The sequence below is a fragment of the Rouxiella sp. WC2420 genome, assembly GCF_041200025.1.
In the GTDB taxonomy this organism is placed as follows: Bacteria; Pseudomonadota; Gammaproteobacteria; order Enterobacterales; family Enterobacteriaceae; genus Rouxiella.
Genome location: NZ_CP165628.1, coordinates 3,951,213 through 3,968,958, shown reverse-complemented (window position 1 = coordinate 3,968,958; position 17,746 = coordinate 3,951,213). Strand labels below are relative to the sequence as shown.

The following is a 17,746-nucleotide window of genomic DNA, read 5'->3' as shown; positions in this document are numbered from 1 at the left end:
TTATCGCTCCAGAAGTGATGTTTTAAACGCCGCTCAAACGGCGCGCGCCTTCAATTAATGTCGCATCGTCTTTGGCAAAGCTTAGGCGAATCAGTCCAGTAGGTTTATTACCGCTGTAAAATGCCGACAGCGGAATACTGGAAACCTGATGATCGCGAATCAGACTCAGCACAAACTCATCGTCACTCAGCGGGCTGAAATGACTGAATCTGGCGAGCATAAAGAAGCTGCCGCGCGTTGGCAGCAGTTCGAAACGTGAACCCTGCAACGCATTAATCAGTAAATCACGTTTTTGCTGATAAAAATCAGCCAGTCCCAAATAACTTTGCGGACTGGCCAGCGCCTCGGCAAACGCGTATTGCATTGGGGTATCGGCGGTAAAGACCATAAACTGGTGGATCTTGCGGATCTCGTCCATCAGCGCCGCTGGGGCCAGCGTGTAGCCCACGCGCCAGCCGGTAACGTGATAGGTTTTGCCAAACGAGGAAACAATTACGCTGCGCTCGGCAAGTTCCGCATGACGCGCCATGCTCTCATGACGTTCGCCGTCAAAAACCACGTGCTCGTAGACTTCATCGGACAGGATCACGATGTTGGTATTGCGGGTCAACGCGGTAAGTCTGTCGACGTCGTGCTGGGTGAAAATCGCGCCCGTCGGGTTGTGCGGGCTGTTGATAATGATCATCCGCGTCCGGCTGTTGATAGCGCTCGACACTTCATCCCAGTTGATGCTGAAATCTTCCATCGACAGAGTGATCGGCACTGGCGTTGCACCTTGCAGTCTGACAATCGGCGAGTAGCTGTCGAAGGCCGGTTCGAAATAGATTACCTCGTCGCCCGGATGAACCAGCGCGCTGATGGCAGAATAAATCCCTTCACTGGCGCTGGCAGTAATGGTGACTTCCTCGTCGGCATCATAATGGCTGCCATACAGCGCTTCGACCTTGGCAGACAGTGCCTGACGCAGCGCCGCAACGCCGCTCATTGGCGCATACTGGTTTTGGCCTGCACGCATCGACTGGGCTACGGCGTCAATCAGCGCAGGTTGGCATGAAAAGTTTGGCGCGCCCTGAGACAGGTTAAGTGCGTTATGCTCGGCGCTTAGCTGGCCAATAACGGTAAAAATCGTGGTGCCGACGTCGGGTAATTTCGACTGCGGGGACATGGCGCTTTTCATGCTAACTCCTGTGGGCAGTAACGGATGGGCAGAATAGTGATGTTTGATTAAGCAATAGATTCGTTAGGTCCACAATAGAAAGTTTGTCATACTTACCATGATCTGACGTCATGGCTGGAGCCAAACCACAATGCGTTCACACTCGGGTTTTTCGCCTCATTCTTTGCCAAATTCGGCACTCAATTTACCGCCGCTAAACTTGCTCAAGACATTTGTCATCGTTGCTCAAGCCTTGAATCTGACGCGCGCCGCCGAGCTGTTGCACATCACGCAAGGTGCGGTAAGCAGGCAGGTCACCGGGCTAGAAGCGCATCTTGGGTATCCGCTGTTTGTCAGGCAGGCAAGGGGATTGACGCTGACACCGCGAGGCGCGCAGCTGTTGCCGCCGATACAGATGGCCATGACACAAATGGGCGAGGCGCTGCAACGGGTAGCGAGTCATCCTGATACCGTGCGCATCAAGTGTCCAACCTGTTCGATGCGCTGGCTGTTACCGCGGGTGATCCAGCTGCAAAACGATCGTCCGGATATGCAGATCGAGCTCACTGCTTCGGTGGCGCATGGGGTGGATTTTAGCAGCGAACATTTTGATGCGGCGGTGGTGTTTGGAAGACCGGTTGAGAATGCGGCCAACGTGCTGCATCTGTTCGATGAAGTACTGACGCCAGTTTGCGTGCCGGATCTTTTAGCGACAAAGCCTGATCTTTTAACGACAAAGACAGAAAATATCGGGCTTGGCAGTCTGGCGGATCAAACGCTGCTGCATCCGACCCGCGATCGTCGTGACTGGCTGCTTTGGCTTAAAACCGCTGGCGTACAGGTATTGCCCTCAAGCAAGTCCCAGCATTTTGACACCCTGGATCTGGCGATTAACTCGGCGTTGCAAGGTTACGGCGTGGCGATCGGCGATCTCACGCTGATTGAGGATGATTTGCAGGCCCACAGAGTGATCGCGCCGTTTACTCTTTGTGTCGCCAGCGGGGCAAGTTATCAACTGCTTTACCCCGATAATCCAAACCCGGCGCTGCAGGTTGCCATCGATTTTCTCAATCAGCAGGCTGGTGAAAGCCGCAACAGGCTTGATACCCTGCTGGCTGCCTCACGACAGCTAGTCCGTACTGGCGGCAAAGTTTAGCTCACACCTGCGGCAAAGTTCAGTTCGCACGGGCAGCAAGCTTTAATAAAGCTGTTGCAGAGCGCTGGCCACTGCCTGCGTGAGCTGACGCAACTGCTCAGGGGTAATCACGTACGGCGGCATTAGATAAATCAGTTTGCCAAACGGCCTGATCCACACTCCTTGCGCAACAAAATGCTGCTGCAGGTGTGCCATCTCCACGGGTTGGCGCATTTCCACCACGCCGATCGCTCCCAACACTCGCACATCAGCCACTGCCGGATGAAGTTTGAGTGGCGCAAGCTCGGCGTTAAGCTGCTCTTCAATTGCTGCGACCTGCTGCGGCCAGCGGTTTTCTGCCAGTAATGACAGGCTGGCGCTGGCGACGGCGCAGGCCAGCGGATTGCCCATAAAAGTCGGGCCGTGCATAAAGCATCCCGCTTCGCCATTGCTGATGACGTTAGCGACCTCGCGGGTCGTCAGCGTGGCGGACAGTGTCATGTAGCCGCCCGTCAGCGCCTTGCCGAGACAAAGAATGTCCGGTGCGATCCCGGCATGTTCGCAGGCGAACAGCTTGCCGGTGCGGCCAAAGCCGGTCGCTATCTCGTCGGCAATCATCAGAATGCCTGTTTCATCGCAAAGTTTTCGCACCTGACGCAGATACTCGGGGTGATAAATTCGCATCCCGCCTGCGCCCTGAACTACCGGCTCAAGAATGACTGCGGCAATGTCTTTTTCATGCTCTTTCAACAGTGCCACAAAAGGTGCAATGTCCTCTGCGTGCCATTCGCCATCAAAACGGCACTGAGGCGCAGGGGCAAACAAATGTTCTGGCAAATATCCCTGATACAGACTGTGCATCGAGTTCTGCGGGTCACACACCGCCATCGCGCCAAAAGTATCGCCGTGATAACCGTGGCGCAGGGTTAACAGCTTTTGACGTTTTTCGCCGCGCGCCTGCCAGTATTGCATTGCCATCTTTAGTGACACCTCAACTGCCACCGATCCTGAATCAGCCAAAAATACGCATTCCAGGCCTTCTGGAGTGATGGCTACCAACTGTTTTGACAGCGCGATCGCCGCCGGATGAGTGATACCGCCAAACATTACGTGCGACATCTTGCCAATCTGTTCAATTGCCGCCTGATTTAACTGCGGGTGGTTATAGCCGTGGATTGCGGCCCACCAGGATGACATGCCGTCAATCAGTTGGCGGCCATCGGCCAGATTGAGCAGCACCCCTTGCGCAGATTCCACCGCATAGGTCGGCAGTGGCTGGATCATAGAAGTGTAGGGATGCCAGATATGTCGTTGATCAAATTCGAGGTCGGCGGGCGTCATGAAAATTCCTTGCAAAAGTCAGGTCGAAAATTAGTCGTAAACCAAAAATAAAATATTACGTTGACCGTAAACTAAAATAAATCAAAAATGGTTGACGGTATATCATTACTTTTGGAGATGTCTTATGACAACCCGCCCTCGTTGGACTTATGAGCAAACAAAAGCGCTATTCGAAAAACCCTTTCTGGAACTGATGTTTGAAGCGCAGCAGATTCACCGTCAACATTTCGACTCGCGACAGGTGCAAGTCAGCACGCTGCTGTCGATCAAGACGGGTGCCTGTCCAGAAGACTGCAAATACTGTCCGCAAAGTTCGCGTTATAAAACCGGGCTTGAATCCGAGAAGCTGATGGAAGTTCAGCAAGTATTGGAGTCGGCGCGCCAGGCCAGGGCTGCGGGTTCGACTCGCTTCTGCATGGGCGCGGCGTGGAAGAATCCGCACGACCGTGATATGCCGTATCTCGAGCAGATGGTGCAGGGCGTCAAAGCGCTGGGCATGGAAACCTGCATGACGTTGGGCACGCTGAACACCTTGCAGGCGCAGCGTCTGGCGAATGCCGGGCTGGATTTTTACAATCATAATCTCGACACCTCGCCGGAATTTTATGGCAGCGTAATCACGACTCGCAGCTATCAGGAAAGGCTGGATACGTTGCAGGAAGTGCGTGGTGCGGGGATCAAAGTTTGCTCGGGGGGGATTGTCGGATTGGGAGAAACGGTTAAAGACCGTGCGGGCCTGCTGATGCAGCTGGCGAATCTGCCGGTGCCGCCCGAGAGTGTGCCGATCAACATGCTGGTCAAGGTTAAAGGCACCCCGATGGCCGATAACGCCGACGTCGATCCGTTTGATTTTATTCGTACTATTGCGATTGCGCGCATCATGATGCCGACATCTTACGTGCGCCTTTCCGCCGGTCGCGAGCAAATGAGCGAGCAGACGCAGGCGATGTGCTTTATGGCAGGTGCAAACTCGATTTTCTACGGCTGCAAACTCCTGACTACGCCGAATCCGGCAGAAGATAAAGACCTGATCCTGTTCGGCAAGCTTGGCCTGAATCCACAAAATTTCGCCACAGAAATGGGCGATGAAGAACAGCAGCAGGCGTTGAGTTCACAGTTGCTGCATGCCGACAGCGAGCAATTTTACAATGCTGCGCGCTAACGTGCGGATGCGGTTTATGCCAAGGTTTCGTTTTCGTCACCAGCAATGGGGGCATTGATTATGTCGTGGCATGCGCGTTTTGATGCAGCGATTGCCGAGCGGCGACAGGCCGACGCTTTTCGCCAGCGGCAGCCTAATCACGGCGGCAATGGCCGCTGGCTGCAACAGGGCGATCGCCGCTATCTGAACTTTTCCGGTAACGATTATCTCGGGTTATCGCAGCATCCTGAGCTGATCGCCGCCTGGCAGCGCGGTGCGGAAAAATATGGTGTCGGCAGCGGCGGTTCAGGCCACGTTACCGGCTTTTCTCAGGTACATCAGCAGTTTGAACAGCAGCTGGCGGAGTGGCAGGGTTATCCCCGCGCCTTGCTTTTTATCTCTGGTTTTGCCGCTAATCAGGCGGTGTTGGCGGCGATGATGCAGGGAGAAGACCGGGTCCTCGCCGATAAACTCAGTCACGCCTCGCTGCTTGAGGCGGCGGTGCATTCCCCGGCCCAGTTGCGGCGTTTTGCCCACAATCAGCCTGCGGCATTACAACGATTGCTGGAAAAGCCTCTGGCGGGAGAAACACTGGTAGTCACCGAAGGTATCTTTAGCATGGACGGCGATGCGGCACCTTTGGCCGCCCTGCATAGGCTGACAAAACAATACGGCGGCTGGCTGATGGTCGATGATGCACACGGCGTCGGCGTACTGGGCGAGCAAGGTCGCGGTAGCTGCTGGCAGCAAGGGATTAAACCCGAGCTGCTGGTGCTGACCTTTGGAAAAGCGATGGGCTGCAGCGGTGCGGCGGTGCTATGCGATCAAGCTACTGCCGATTACTTGTTGCAGTTTGCTCGCCATCTGATTTACAGCACCGCAATGCCCGCGGCCCAGGTTTGTGCGTTACAGGCCGCGTTGACATGTATTCAGCAAGGCGATGACCTGCGTGATAAACTGGCCAATAACATTGCCCGTTTTAGAACGGGTGCCGGGCAGTTGGGTCTAGAGCTTGCCGATTCATCGAGCGCGATTCAGCCATTGATCATCGGTGAGAATCAGCCAGCACTGCAATGGGCGCAGCGGTTGCGCAAGCAGGGTCTGTGGGTCAGCGCGATTCGCCCGCCGACGGTGCCACCAGGCAGTGCACGGTTGCGTCTGACCCTGACGGCTGCCCATAAGCCTGAAGATATTGATATTTTGCTGGAGTCCCTGAATGGGTGCAGTTACCGAATTAGTGAATAAAAAAGCGGTCGCCAATGCGTTTAGTCGTGCGGCCCACAGTTACGAAGGTGCCGCAGAGTTGCAGCGTCTGAGTGGCGAAACCCTGATAGCCATGGCTGAGCAACAGGGCGTTGAATTAGGGCCACAAGTGCTGGATGCCGGTTGCGGCACGGGCTATTTCAGCCGTTGCTGGCAGGCGTTGGGTAAAACAGTCACCGCTTTAGATCTCTCCGAGGGCATGCTGGCGCGGGCGCGGGAGTTAAATTCTGCCGCACATTATTTACCCGGTGACATTGAGCGCCTGCCGCTGGAAAGCAACTCGGTGGACGTCAGTTTCAGCAATCTTGCCGTGCAGTGGTGCAATGCGTTGCCGCGCGCGCTGCAAGAGCTGGTGCGGGTAACGCGTCCGGGTGGAGTGGTGCTGTTCTCGACTCTGGCAGAACATTCTCTGCTCGAGCTGTCGCAGGCGTGGATGAAGGTCGATGGCCGTCCTCACGTTAATAAGTTTCTTACGCCGGATAAAATCGCCGAAGCCTGCGCGCCCTTTACTCATCACGTCGAGTTCAGCCAGCATACTGCGCTGTTTCCTGATGTGATGAGCCTGATGCGTTCGCTCAAGGGCATTGGGGCTACCCATATCAAAGGCGGGCGACTGGGCGGCTTGGGCGGACGGTCCCGTCTGGCAAGTGTCGAACAGCATTTTGCCCGTCAGGATGGGCAACTGCCGCTGACCTATCGTTTGGTTTACGGGATTATTTATGTTGAAGAAGAATAATGGATAGGGCGATCGACAAGCAGCGCTGGTTTATTACTGGCACGGATACTGAAGTCGGCAAAACAGTGGCTACTTGCGCCTTTTTACAGGCTGCGGCCACGGCAGGTTTCACTACGGCGGGCTACAAGCCTGTCGCCTCGGGCAGTGAAATCACGCCACAAGGCCTGCGCAACAGTGATGCGCTGGCGCTACAGGCTAACAGTTCAGTAGCGCTGAGCTACCAACAGGTCAATCCTTATACCTTTCGTGAGCCGACCTCGCCGCATATTGTCAGCGAGCTTGAGGGCAAAGCTATCGTGTTGGCCGAGCTGTCCCGGGGATTGCGCGAGCTGGAACCTTTGGCAGATTGGGTCGTGGTAGAGGGTGCGGGAGGCTGGTTTACGCCGCTTAACAAGGAACACACCTTCGCCGACTGGGTGATCGACGAGCAGTTGCCGGTGATATTAGTGGTTGGTATGCGTTTGGGCTGCATCAACCATGCGCTGCTGACCGCGCAGGCTATCTTGCGAAGCGGGCTAAAGCTGGCGGGTTGGATCGCCAATGATGTAGAGGAAACGGGGCAGCATCATCAGGCTTATCTTGCAACCCTGACCCGGCTGCTGCCTGCGCCACTATTGGGCGAGATCCCGTATCTTCAACATCATCAATTTAACGATCATGGCCGCTATCTTTCGTTGAAAGCTTTGATTTTGGCCTAAGCGTTAGACAGTAAGATAAGTTTTCACCAGATTATCGTCCAGCTGTTCCAGCGTGCCCTGAGCGACGTTGCGCCCGCCGTCCAGCAGGCAGAAACGGTCTGCGACGCTGCGAATAAACGGCAGTTTATGACCGACCAGCAGCAATGTCAGGCCAAGGTCGCGGTTGAGACGATGGATAATATTGCCCATGTTGGCTTCCATCGCCTCGCTGGTATGCTCTGTTGGTTCATCGAGGATCAGCAGCTCTGGCTCCTGCACCAGCGCCCGGCTGATAGCCAGTTGCTGCTGCTGACTTTCGTCCAGTTCTCCGGCCTTGCGAGAACCCATCTCTTTCATCGAAGGAAACAGATCGTAAACCTGCGAAGGAACGCGGCGGGTTTTGTTACGCCCGGCCATCATGGCAATCTGCAGGTTTTCATCCACGCTCATCTGCGAGAAAATCTGTCGCCCCTGAGGTACATAGCCAATCCCCATCTGCGCGCGGGTTTCCACCGGCATCATCAGCAAATTCTGCGGTTCATGATTGGCCGACTGCCAAGTCATCGATCCACTTTTCACGGGTAAATGACCCATGATGCAGTTGATCAACGTCGTTTTGCCAACACCGTTGCGGCCGATCAGGCAATTACATTGTCCGCGATACAATTCGAGATTGATGTCCCAAAGGATATGGTTTTGACCATAAAATTGGTTAACTGCTTTTACGCTTAGCATCAGTTGTTCCTCACTTATTAGGCGTTCCGTTGAACACATCATTGACGACCCCTGTCATATTTCTGACATTTTTACGATGCCGCTAATCTGTTAACACAGGATTAAATTCCGTTTAAGTCTCGTATTTCAACAGCATTAACAGGTGACAAACGGCTATCCCGCAGTGCTAAACGGCTAAAACTGACGTTTATTGGCCTTAAAAGCATTCACTGTTGCTAAAAAAGTAGAGAGTTAAGTTGTTTTAGATAACACAGCAGATAATTCGTAAAGGTTACCTGCTGAAGTAATGTTGCAACTCTTGGGCCAAGTTTAAAAAGATAACTCCTAAACACTATTGATTGAGGGTTTGTAAGGCTGCGCAAGTAGGGGGAAGGGGCAATTCATTATCAGGGATAATGTTTATGTGAGATCCGCGATCCTGAGGTGCACTTTGCCAGTGCCGAGACCGCAATTTTTGGTGCAAGCTTAAACCGACTTAAGAGCAGAAAAGTCCCGATAGGATGCACATACTGATTTTGCAATCTAAAAGATCGACCTTTTCTAGGTCAAATCTGAATATATAAAGAAATAAAAGTGTAAAAAAATAACTAAAAAAATGCCAAATGAGTCCGGATTAGGAAAATGTCGATTTTTGTCAACGCAGGTCCCGTGCGGCGCGCTGTGAGTTATCCACCATTCCTGTGGATAACCTTGTGCATGAGAGACATAAAACTTGCTACAGGCGAGTCAGGGCGCGGGTTGAGCTTAGTTTGTCCGCATTCGCAGCTTTTTAAGTAAATATATATTTTTCAACAGCTTAATTAAAATCAATAGCGCTAATAATTTGCCTGCAAGGTTGTGTAAATTTTCGTCAGCAGACCTTGTAAAAGTTTAGTCGCGACAAAATCTGGGGATAAATGTCCTTTGATGGGGAAAAGAGGAGGACGTGTTGCCCTAAAATGAACAACTTAACCGTTTAACAAAAAATAGCCACTTGAGACTGGTTTTTTATCCAGTATAATGGTTGACCAAAACGCTGCTCAGGCTGATGCAGCGGTAAATTCGAAGGAAAGTGATCCATTTGACATAGTGGGGGAGTATTCCATACTTCCTGACCGGTCTCGCACGTTCTCATCTCAGGTAGCCCGCAATGAGCAAAGTTTTCAAATTACATTCCGAATTTAAACCTTCGGGCGATCAGCCTGAGGCGATCCGCCGTCTTGAAGAAGGGCTGGAGAACGGTCTGGCACATCAGACATTGCTGGGTGTGACCGGCTCGGGCAAAACCTTTACCGTCGCCAACGTGATTGCCGATTTGAATCGTCCTACCATGGTGCTTGCGCCTAACAAAACGCTGGCAGCCCAGCTTTATGGCGAAATGAAAGAGTTTTTCCCCGAGAATGCGGTGGAATATTTTGTCTCTTATTACGATTACTACCAGCCTGAAGCCTATGTGCCGAGCTCGGATACCTTTATTGAAAAAGATGCGTCGGTAAACGAACATATCGAGCAGATGCGTCTTTCCGCAACAAAAGCGCTGCTGGAGCGCAAAGACGTGATCGTGGTAGCGTCGGTGTCGGCTATCTACGGCCTGGGCGATCCGGATCTCTATCTTAAAATGATGCTGCATCTCACCAAGGGTATGATCATTGACCAGCGAGCGATCCTGCGTCGTCTGGCCGAGCTGCAGTATGCGCGTAACGATCAGGCATTTCAGCGCAGTACTTTCCGCGTGCGCGGTGAAGTGATCGACGTTTTCCCGGCTGAATCTGACGATCTGGCGCTGCGTATTGAACTGTTTGATCAGGAGGTTGAGCGGCTGTCACTGTTCGATCCGTTGACCGGCCAGATTTCCACCGAGGTGCCGCGTTTTACTATTTATCCCAAAACGCACTACGTTACCCCGCGTGAGCGCATTGTGCAGGCGATGGAAGAGATCAAAGTCGAACTGGCCGATCGTCGCAAAAATTTGCTGGCCAACAACAAACTGCTCGAAGAGCAGCGCATCAGTCAACGAACGCAGTTTGATTTGGAGATGATGAACGAGCTGGGCTATTGCTCTGGCATCGAAAACTACTCGCGCTATCTGTCTGGCCGTGGCGAAGGAGAGCCGCCTCCGACGCTGTTTGACTATTTACCGGCTGACGGCCTGCTGATTGTCGACGAATCTCACGTGACTATTCCGCAAATTGGCGGCATGTACAAAGGTGACCGCTCACGTAAAGAAACGCTGGTCGAGTACGGATTCCGCCTGCCTTCGGCGCTGGATAACCGTCCCATGCGTTTTGAAGAGTTTGCTGCCGCGGCGCCGCAGAGTATTTATGTGTCGGCAACGCCGGGCACCTACGAGCTGGAAAAATCCGGCGGCGATATCGTTGAACAGGTTGTTCGACCGACCGGACTGCTGGATCCGCTGATTGAAGTCCGTCCGGTAACGACTCAGGTTGATGACCTGTTGTCTGAAATCCGCAAACGGGTGGCTGTCAACGAGCGCGTGCTGGTAACGACGCTGACCAAGCGTATGGCCGAAGACCTTACTGAATATCTCACCGAGCACGGTGAAAAGGTGCGTTATCTGCACTCGGATATCGATACCGTTGAACGTGTCGAAATCATTCGCGATTTGCGTTTGGGCGAGTTTGATGTGTTGGTCGGCATCAACTTACTCCGCGAGGGGCTGGACATGCCAGAAGTGTCGCTGGTGGCGATTCTCGATGCCGATAAAGAGGGCTTCCTGCGTTCGGAACGTTCCCTGATCCAGACCATTGGCCGTGCGGCGCGTAACCTTAACGGCAAAGTCATTCTTTACGGCGACAAGATAACCAAATCAATGGCCAAGGCGATTGAGGAAACCGAGCGCCGTCGCGCCAAGCAGGAAGCGTATAACCTTGAGCGTGGTATCACGCCGCAGGGTCTGAACAAAAAGGTCGGCGATATCCTGCAGCTTGGACAGCCGAAATTCAAAAAGAACAAGGAGCTGCGCGACGCTCAGGCAGCTTCTACTGTCAAGGCGCTTACGCCGAAAGCGTTGGAACAGCGTATCAAGGAACTGGAGGCGCAGATGTATCAGCATGCGCAGAATCTTGAGTTCGAGGCTGCGGCCAACACGCGAGATGAGTTGCATGCCCTGCGCGACCAGTTCATCGCTATGTCCTAAATACCTATATCTTTCACGCTCTAACTTCGTACGCCGCCTTCGCTAACCCCGGTCACTTACTTGTGTAAGCTCCCGGGGATTAGCTCAGTTGCTGCCTTGTTACACCGCGAAATCTACAAGGTATTGAATACCTATATCTTTCACGCTCTAACTTCGTACGCCGCCTTCGCTAACCCCGGTCACTTACTTGTGTAAGCTCCCGGGGATTAGCTCAGTTGCTGCCTTCCTGCACCGCGAAATCTACAAGGTATTGAATACCTATATCTTTCATGCTCTAACTTCGTACGCCGCCTTCGCTAACCCCGGTCACTTACTTGTGTAAGCTCCCGGGGATTAGCGTGGTGTGCCGTGAAAGGTATGGGTAGAAGGGCCAAGAAGTGGTAGACTTCGCGCCCCGACTTAATCAGTGACTGCTTCTATGACCGACATCAAACCAAAAGATCCCCTTCACGGCGTTACGCTGGAAAAACTACTCACCGAGTTGGTGGAAAATTTTGGCTGGCTCGCGCTGGCGGGGCAGGTGAATATCAACTGTTTCAAGAGTGATCCCAGCATTAAGTCCAGCCTCAAGTTTTTACGCCGGACGCCGTGGGCACGCAAAGAAGTTGAAACGCTGTATCTGGATTTTGTCGAGGGATTGCTAAAGCCGGATATGAGCCCGATGAGTAAAAGACGCACCGCGCCTGCATCTGCGGGTAAGCCTGCTGCGGGTAAAAAAGTCAGCAGCGCCAAACCTGCTGCCGACAGTCCGTGGAACAATCATCCGCTGCTTAAAAAAGACGATGCTGATAAAGCGTAGGTTCTCATTAAATGGAGCCTGGGCGCGGTGGTGAAATCACCAAAGCGCCTGAAAAAATACCAGCCGCATCACTATTATTTTGTGTGTTTGACCTTACCCCATGCGCTGAAGCGCTTCTTCCAGCGCCATTCTCAGCAGCTCTCTGTCGTGACGATAGGGCACGTCCAGTGCTTCAAGCGGTCGTTGGATAATCAATCTGCTGCTGGCCTCACCAAGATGAGTACCAGGCCCGACGATAGCGGCAGTGATTGCCGGTCGGCCAATCTGCTTTTCTATCATATTCAGCTTGTCTTGCAGATTCAGCGACGCGGCAGCCGGGCTTAACTCTTTGCCGAGATTGCTGACATAAACTATGTGCGCTCGGCTGCGGCGCAGTTCGGTGGTCAAATCTTTCAGTAGCAGCAACGGCATCAGGCTGGTAAAGAAGCTGCCCGGTCCGATGACAATTAAATCCGCCTCGGCAATTGCATCCAATGCCTCTTTTGTTGCGCTGACATGTGGCTCAAGCATTAACTGACGCGGTATTGTGCAAAGCTTGTCGACCGCCACTTCGCCATGAATCAAATTACCTTCAACATCAATGGCCGCCAGATCCACCGGATCTTCCGACATCGGGATCAGTTCGGCGTCGACTTTAAGTAAACGACGAACCAGATTCATCGCTTCAAGTGGGCGCACGCTGAGGCTATCGAGTGCGCGGAGGATAAGATTCCCCAGATTATGGCCATCCAGCTCGCCGCTGCCGCTAAAGCGGTATTCAAACATCGCCGACGCCACGCTGGGTTCGGTGATAAGCTGGTTAAGGCAGTTACGCATATCTCCCCAGGCGATACCGCCGACCGAGCGGCGAATTCTTCCCGTCGATCCACCATTATCAGTGGTGGTAACAATCCCGGTAAGCCGTGATCCCAATGTCGACAGCGAGGACATTACCCGCCCCAGTCCGTGGCCGCCGCCTAACGCGACTACCCTATCTAAATCAGCCAACGCCCTATTGCGCATAATTCCTCTTCATCCTTGACGCCAAAGCTGGGTTACTTTGCTTTATCTTCCCCGCTTACATACTGATGTAATTCACGGGAATGCTAAATCTTGCCGCTTTATGTGACGTCAATATTTCGGTAATTGTCATGGTCTGGCGTTTTAGACACTAACGACAACAACGTGATAACTGATTCGACCGTTAAGGCCTTTGATTTGTTCCAACCTTTAAATACTGGAACCTAAGGCAATAAGATGCGTTATATGTATCAATGTAAAAAATAGTTTCTGAAACAATTTTACCTAATTTTTCGTTAAGTTGTTATCAATCATATCGCTGAGATCGTTAAGTAAAAGGCGCTTGATTTTATGGGTTATTTTGAAGCTATTTAACGAAAAATTCGTTGTATATCCATATACATAGCGAAGAAGCTCCTTGGCGTTAAGGTTTTTACGGCGCTACAATAGTATTCAACCGCGTTCTTGTAGGCTTTGGCTGACAAGAATTGAACTCCTAGCCTTGGTACCTAAGTTTTTTGCCGCCGCGCTTTCTGTTGCTGGCAATAAATACGGTGCCCTGGCCGTGGCTTTACGTCACCAGGGTGCAGGGTAGAAATGCCCGCATCTTCCCGTATTTGGAAAGGTGTTAACAAGGTGCAACAACTAACTGACGCATTTGCGCGCAAGTTCTATTACTTGCGCCTATCGATCACTGACGTGTGCAATTTCCGTTGCACGTATTGCCTGCCCGACGGCTATAAACCTCATGGTCACAACAATAAAAGCTTCCTGTCACTCGACGAAATTCGCCGAGTCAGCCGCGCTTTTGCCCATCTTGGCACTGAAAAAGTTCGTTTAACCGGCGGCGAACCTTCGCTGCGTCGCGATTTTGCCGAAATCATCGCTGCCGTTCGCGAAAATCCCCAGATTCGCCAACTTGCCGTGACCACAAACGGGTATCGCATGGCGCGTGACGTCAAAACCTGGCTTGACGCGGGGTTGACGGCAATCAATGTCAGTGTTGACAGTCTGGATGCGCGTCAGTTCCACGCCATCACCGGGCAAGACAAATTTCGCGAAGTGATGAACGGTATTGATGCTGCCTTTGAGGCGGGTTTCGCCAAGGTGAAAGTCAACGCCGTACTGATGCGCGACATCAATCATGCCAGCCTGCACACCTTCCTTCACTGGATCAAAGATCGTCCGATTCAGCTACGCTTTATCGAGCTGATGGAGACCGGCGAGGGCGGCAGTCTATTCCGCAAACATCACATTTCCGGTGAAGTAATCCGCCAACAGCTGGTTCAACAGGGCTGGACATTAATGGGCCGCAGCCGCAGCGACGGCCCGGCGCAGGTCTTTACCCATCCTGATTATCTCGGTGAAATCGGCCTGATTATGCCTTACGAAAAAGATTTCTGCGCAAGTTGCAATCGCCTGCGGGTGTCTGCTCTGGGCAATCTGCACCTGTGCCTGTTCGGTGAGCAGGGGATTCCATTGCGAGATCTGTTGGCTGATGATTTGCAGCAGGATGAGTTGATGACGCGGATTCAGGGAGGGTTGAGCCTTAAAAAGCAGACTCACTTCCTGCATGACGGCAATACCGGTATCACCCAGAATCTTTCATTTATTGGCGGCTAAACGCCCAGGAAAACCCCGTTATGAGCAAAGGTAGCAGCGAATTTATCGCCATTTCAGTCGCCATTTTGACCGTGTCCGACAGCCGTACCGAAGCGGAAGACAGTTCTGGGGAATACTTGCGTGAGGCGGCCATTGAAGCCGGGCATCATGTTGTCGACCGTCAGGTAACCAAAGATAATCTGTATCAGATCCGCGCAATTGTATCCCAGTGGATCGCCGACGAGCAGATTGGCGCGGTGCTGGTGAACGGAGGCACAGGATTCACTACCGGTGACCATACTCCGGAGGCGCTGAAACCCTTGTTCGATCGCGAAGTTGAAGGTTTTGGCGAGCTGTTCCGCATGGTTTCCTATGAAGATATCGGCACCGCAACGATTCAGTCACGCGCGCTGGCCGGCATGGCCAATCAGACAGTGATTTTTGCCGTGCCTGGCTCGACCAATGCCTGCAAGCTGGCTTGGGAACATATTATTTCGTCCCAGCTTGATGCGCGTAATCGTCCTTGCAACTTTATTTCTCACGTAAAAAAGTAAAACCAAATTATGTCTACACTGACGCATATTAATGCCTCCGGCGACGCTCACATGGTTGACGTGTCCGGCAAAGCCGAAACTGTTCGCGAAGCGCGCGCCGAAGCGTTTGTCTCGATGGCAGCCAGCACGCTGGAGATGATTATCAAAGGCGATCACCACAAGGGTGACGTGTTTGCCACCGCGCGTATTGCCGGTATTCAGGCTGCTAAAAAGACCTGGGATCTGATTCCGTTGTGCCATCCTCTGCTGTTGACCAAGGTTGAAGTCAAGCTGGAAGCGCAGCCGGAATTTCATCGCGTGCGCATCGAAAGCCTGTGTCGTCTGTCAGGCAAGACCGGCGTGGAAATGGAAGCCTTAACCGCCGCCTCTGTTGCCGCGTTGACTATCTATGACATGTGCAAAGCGGTGCAGAAAGATATGGTTCTCGGCCCTATCCGTCTGCTGGAAAAAAGCGGCGGTAAATCCGGCGACTTCAAGGCGGAACAATGATCGATATTTTGTTCTTTGCACAGGTTCGTGAGCTAATTGGCACTGGCAGCCTGCAGATTCCCGCCGAATTTTCCAACGTGGAAACCTTGCGTCAGGCACTGTCGCAGCGCGGCGATCGCTGGGCGCTGGCGCTGGAGTCAGGCAAACTGCTGGTGGCAGTGAATCAGACTTTGGTTGAACCTAATCACCCGATTAAGGCTGGTGATGAAATTGCCTTTTTCCCACCGGTAACCGGAGGCTAATTGATGCAGGCGACACGAATCGTGGTTGATGCGGCGCCGTTTAGCGTCGGGGAAGAATACCAGTGGTTGGCTCAGTTAGACTCTGACGGCGCGGTGGTGACCTTTACCGGCAAAGTGCGGAATCACAATCTTGGCGACAGCGTTAGCGCGCTGACGTTAGAGCATTATCCTGGAATGACGGAAAATGCGTTGGCTGAGATTGTCGAAGAGGCGCGTCAGCGTTGGCCATTACAGCGAGTGAGCATTTACCACCGTGTCGGCGCGTTATTTCCCGGTGATGAGATAGTATTTGTCGGCGTGACGAGTGCTCATCGCGGTATGGCGTTCGATGCCACAGAATTTATCATGGATTATCTCAAAACTCGCGCGCCGTTCTGGAAACGTGAAGCCACTGAGCAGGGCGATCGATGGGTTGAATCTAGAGAGTCTGATAAAACCGCCGCCAGTCGCTGGTCCTCTCCTTCCTCTTCGTCCTAGGCACTGTAGCGGCGTTGGCTTCACTCGTTCGCCCGAATCATTGACTTGAGTAAGCTCATCGGGACTCGCTCCTTTTGCCGCCTTGCTACAGCACCTATGACTTTGAGGAGCACGGGTTTGCCGCCAGGCACCTTAGCGGTGTTGGCTTCACTCGTTCGCCCGAATCATTGACTTGATTAAGCTCATCGGGACTTTCGCTCCTTTTGCCGCCTTGCTATAGCACCTATGACTTTGAGGAGCACGGGTTTGCCGCCAGGCACTGTAGCGGCGTTGGTTTCACTCGTTCGCCCGAATCATTGACTTTAGTAAGCTCATCGGGACTTTCGCTGCTTTGTAAACCAACTGTTTACTGGTAACAGCTGTAACACCCAGCGGCTGGAATTTATGATAGTCTTAGGTTACCGGTAGGCTGCATGTTCAGCCTTGTTTTTGCCCTCCATGTAAGAGGTAAGCATCATGGATCGATATCCACGCTCTAATGGTTCAATCGTTGAACGCGCAAACAGCGGTATCCAGGCCTATATGGCTCAGGTATACGGCTGGATGACCTGTGGCTTGCTGCTGACGGCTTTCGTGGCCTGGTACGCGTCACGCTCACCTGCAATCCTCGGTTTTATCTTCTCAAGCCAAATTACCTTCTTCGGCCTGATTATTTTACAGCTAGGTTTGGTTTTCGTTATTTCCGGTATGGTCAATCGCCTGAACGGCACCGTCGCGACAGGGCTGTTTATGCTCTATTCCGCGCTGACCGGGTTGACAATCTCAAGTATTTTTATCGTTTATACCGGCTCTTCGATTGCGGCGACCTTTGTGGTTGCTGGCGGTATGTTCGGGGCGATGAGCCTTTATGGTTACACCACCAAACGCGATTTAAGCCGCATGGGCAGCCTGCTGTTTATGGCGCTGATCGGTATTGTGCTGGCGTCGGTGGTGAACATCTGGCTGAAAAGCTCGGCGTTGATGTGGGCAGTAACTTATATCGGTGTCGTGGTATTCGTTGGTCTGACCGCGTATGACACGCAGAAGCTGAAAAATATGGGTGAGCAGTTGTCGGTGAATGATAAAGACAACTTCCGCAAATATTCCATTGTCGGAGCGCTGACCCTGTATCTCGATTTTATCAACCTGTTCCTGATGCTGCTGCGTATTTTCGGCAACAGAAGATAAGTTGATTTTAAGCCCTAACCCTAGTTTTCATGGGTAAGGGTCCAGAAGAGGGAGCTGCAAGCACGATGCCTGCCGCTCCTTTTTTTTGACCCGTATT

The 17,746-nt window shown here is 52.6% G+C and carries 17 protein-coding genes and 1 riboswitch; of the genes, 13 read left to right on the top strand and 4 right to left on the bottom strand.

Annotated features, from left to right (window positions below; all coding sequences use genetic code 11):
* Positions 1-22 precede the first annotated feature (22 nt).
* Positions 23-1,177: a methionine aminotransferase gene (locus AB3G37_RS18355; RefSeq protein ID WP_369788732.1), complete on the bottom strand. Its 1,155-nt coding sequence runs from the start codon at positions 1,175-1,177 to the stop codon at positions 23-25.
* A gap of 130 nt (positions 1,178-1,307) precedes the next feature.
* Here AB3G37_RS18355 and AB3G37_RS18350 point away from each other — a divergent pair, with 130 nt between their 5' ends.
* Complete coding sequence (locus tag AB3G37_RS18350; protein ID WP_369788731.1) at positions 1,308-2,312, top strand: LysR family transcriptional regulator; 1,005 nt, start codon at positions 1,308-1,310, stop codon at positions 2,310-2,312.
* A 42-nt stretch (positions 2,313-2,354) separates the two neighbouring features.
* Here AB3G37_RS18350 and bioA read toward each other — a convergent pair whose 3' ends face one another.
* The gene (bioA, locus tag AB3G37_RS18345; protein WP_369788730.1) at positions 2,355-3,632 is read right to left on the bottom strand and encodes an adenosylmethionine--8-amino-7-oxononanoate transaminase; all 1,278 of its coding nucleotides are present in this window, start codon (positions 3,630-3,632) and stop codon (positions 2,355-2,357) included.
* A 124-nt stretch (positions 3,633-3,756) separates the two neighbouring features.
* Between bioA and bioB the strand changes: the two genes are divergently transcribed.
* The 4 genes from bioB to bioD are packed head-to-tail and all read left to right on the top strand — an operon-like array spanning position 3,757 to position 7,470.
* Positions 3,757-4,794 carry a biotin synthase BioB gene (bioB, locus tag AB3G37_RS18340; protein WP_369788729.1) on the top strand — a complete coding sequence of 346 codons (1,038 nt, stop codon included), beginning with the start codon at positions 3,757-3,759 and terminating at the stop codon, positions 4,792-4,794.
* A 60-nt stretch (positions 4,795-4,854) separates the two neighbouring features.
* Positions 4,855-6,018: an 8-amino-7-oxononanoate synthase gene (bioF, locus tag AB3G37_RS18335; RefSeq protein ID WP_369788728.1), complete on the top strand. Its 1,164-nt coding sequence runs from the start codon at positions 4,855-4,857 to the stop codon at positions 6,016-6,018.
* Positions 5,990-6,772: a malonyl-ACP O-methyltransferase BioC gene (gene bioC, locus AB3G37_RS18330; protein ID WP_009638862.1), complete on the top strand. Its 783-nt coding sequence runs from the start codon at positions 5,990-5,992 to the stop codon at positions 6,770-6,772. The genes bioF and bioC overlap by 29 nt, the downstream gene beginning before the upstream one ends.
* Positions 6,772-7,470, top strand: a complete 699-nt coding sequence (bioD, locus tag AB3G37_RS18325; RefSeq protein WP_369788727.1) for a dethiobiotin synthase — start codon at positions 6,772-6,774, stop codon at positions 7,468-7,470. Before bioC ends, bioD begins: the two co-directional genes overlap by 1 nt.
* A gap of 3 nt (positions 7,471-7,473) precedes the next feature.
* On the opposite strand, the gene AB3G37_RS18320 is transcribed toward bioD, so the two are convergent.
* Positions 7,474-8,184: an ABC transporter ATP-binding protein gene (locus tag AB3G37_RS18320; protein ID WP_009638860.1), complete on the bottom strand. Its 711-nt coding sequence runs from the start codon at positions 8,182-8,184 to the stop codon at positions 7,474-7,476.
* Between the two features lie 1,129 nt (positions 8,185-9,313).
* Here AB3G37_RS18320 and uvrB point away from each other — a divergent pair.
* Together uvrB and AB3G37_RS18310 are read left to right on the top strand one after the other, a co-directional pair.
* A complete protein-coding gene (gene uvrB, locus AB3G37_RS18315; protein WP_369788726.1) occupies positions 9,314-11,320 on the top strand; it encodes an excinuclease ABC subunit UvrB in 2,007 nt (668 codons plus the stop codon).
* A gap of 418 nt (positions 11,321-11,738) precedes the next feature.
* Positions 11,739-12,119: a VF530 family DNA-binding protein gene (locus tag AB3G37_RS18310; protein WP_369788725.1), complete on the top strand. Its 381-nt coding sequence runs from the start codon at positions 11,739-11,741 to the stop codon at positions 12,117-12,119.
* 93 nt (positions 12,120-12,212) lie between these two features.
* Here the strand turns inward: AB3G37_RS18310 and yvcK are convergent, their stop codons facing one another.
* Positions 12,213-13,121, bottom strand: a complete 909-nt coding sequence (yvcK, locus tag AB3G37_RS18305; RefSeq protein WP_369788724.1) for a uridine diphosphate-N-acetylglucosamine-binding protein YvcK — start codon at positions 13,119-13,121, stop codon at positions 12,213-12,215.
* Positions 13,122-13,599: 478 nt separating this feature from the next.
* Positions 13,600-13,762: riboswitch (molybdenum cofactor riboswitch) on the top strand.
* Between yvcK and moaA the strand changes: the two genes are divergently transcribed.
* The 6 genes from moaA to AB3G37_RS18275 all read left to right on the top strand — a co-directional run bounded on the left by moaA (position 13,755) and on the right by AB3G37_RS18275 (position 17,649).
* On the top strand, positions 13,755-14,741 hold the full coding sequence (gene moaA / locus AB3G37_RS18300; RefSeq protein ID WP_369788723.1) for a GTP 3',8-cyclase MoaA: 987 nt from the start codon (positions 13,755-13,757) through the stop codon (positions 14,739-14,741). Its footprint overlaps the riboswitch before it by 8 nt.
* Before the next feature lie 20 nt (positions 14,742-14,761).
* Positions 14,762-15,274: a molybdenum cofactor biosynthesis protein B gene (gene moaB / locus AB3G37_RS18295; RefSeq protein WP_369788722.1), complete on the top strand. Its 513-nt coding sequence runs from the start codon at positions 14,762-14,764 to the stop codon at positions 15,272-15,274.
* 9 nt (positions 15,275-15,283) lie between these two features.
* Positions 15,284-15,763, top strand: a complete 480-nt coding sequence (gene moaC / locus AB3G37_RS18290; RefSeq protein ID WP_009637613.1) for a cyclic pyranopterin monophosphate synthase MoaC — start codon at positions 15,284-15,286, stop codon at positions 15,761-15,763.
* Complete coding sequence (gene moaD, locus AB3G37_RS18285) at positions 15,760-16,005, top strand: molybdopterin synthase sulfur carrier subunit (RefSeq protein WP_369788721.1); 246 nt, start codon at positions 15,760-15,762, stop codon at positions 16,003-16,005. Before moaC ends, moaD begins: the two co-directional genes overlap by 4 nt.
* Before the next feature lie 3 nt (positions 16,006-16,008).
* Positions 16,009-16,482 (top strand): molybdopterin synthase catalytic subunit MoaE, encoded by a 474-nt coding sequence (gene moaE, locus AB3G37_RS18280; protein ID WP_369788720.1) that lies wholly within the window; start codon positions 16,009-16,011, stop codon positions 16,480-16,482.
* A gap of 456 nt (positions 16,483-16,938) precedes the next feature.
* The gene (locus AB3G37_RS18275) at positions 16,939-17,649 is read left to right on the top strand and encodes a Bax inhibitor-1/YccA family protein (protein ID WP_009637616.1); all 711 of its coding nucleotides are present in this window, start codon (positions 16,939-16,941) and stop codon (positions 17,647-17,649) included.
* The last annotated feature ends 97 nt before the right edge of the window (positions 17,650-17,746 follow it).

What these genes read in the sequence shown, in the direction of transcription:
- bioB (WP_369788729.1), top strand. Translation starts at nt 3,757, where the DNA reads ATGACAACCCGCCCTCGTTGGACTTATGAGCAAACAAAAGCGCTATTC.
- AB3G37_RS18275 (WP_009637616.1), top strand. Translation starts at nt 16,939, where the DNA reads ATGGATCGATATCCACGCTCTAATGGTTCAATCGTTGAACGCGCAAAC.
- AB3G37_RS18320 (WP_009638860.1), bottom strand. Translation starts at nt 8,184, where the DNA reads ATGCTAAGCGTAAAAGCAGTTAACCAATTTTATGGTCAAAACCATATC.
- bioA (WP_369788730.1), bottom strand. Translation starts at nt 3,632, where the DNA reads ATGACGCCCGCCGACCTCGAATTTGATCAACGACATATCTGGCATCCC.
- AB3G37_RS18310 (WP_369788725.1), top strand. Translation starts at nt 11,739, where the DNA reads ATGACCGACATCAAACCAAAAGATCCCCTTCACGGCGTTACGCTGGAA.
- moaC (WP_009637613.1), top strand. Translation starts at nt 15,284, where the DNA reads ATGTCTACACTGACGCATATTAATGCCTCCGGCGACGCTCACATGGTT.
- yvcK (WP_369788724.1), bottom strand. Translation starts at nt 13,121, where the DNA reads ATGCGCAATAGGGCGTTGGCTGATTTAGATAGGGTAGTCGCGTTAGGC.
- moaB (WP_369788722.1), top strand. Translation starts at nt 14,762, where the DNA reads ATGAGCAAAGGTAGCAGCGAATTTATCGCCATTTCAGTCGCCATTTTG.
- uvrB (WP_369788726.1), top strand. Translation starts at nt 9,314, where the DNA reads ATGAGCAAAGTTTTCAAATTACATTCCGAATTTAAACCTTCGGGCGAT.
- bioF (WP_369788728.1), top strand. Translation starts at nt 4,855, where the DNA reads ATGTCGTGGCATGCGCGTTTTGATGCAGCGATTGCCGAGCGGCGACAG.
- moaE (WP_369788720.1), top strand. Translation starts at nt 16,009, where the DNA reads ATGCAGGCGACACGAATCGTGGTTGATGCGGCGCCGTTTAGCGTCGGG.
- AB3G37_RS18350 (WP_369788731.1), top strand. Translation starts at nt 1,308, where the DNA reads ATGCGTTCACACTCGGGTTTTTCGCCTCATTCTTTGCCAAATTCGGCA.
- AB3G37_RS18355 (WP_369788732.1), bottom strand. Translation starts at nt 1,177, where the DNA reads ATGAAAAGCGCCATGTCCCCGCAGTCGAAATTACCCGACGTCGGCACC.
- bioC (WP_009638862.1), top strand. Translation starts at nt 5,990, where the DNA reads ATGGGTGCAGTTACCGAATTAGTGAATAAAAAAGCGGTCGCCAATGCG.
- bioD (WP_369788727.1), top strand. Translation starts at nt 6,772, where the DNA reads ATGGATAGGGCGATCGACAAGCAGCGCTGGTTTATTACTGGCACGGAT.
- moaD (WP_369788721.1), top strand. Translation starts at nt 15,760, where the DNA reads ATGATCGATATTTTGTTCTTTGCACAGGTTCGTGAGCTAATTGGCACT.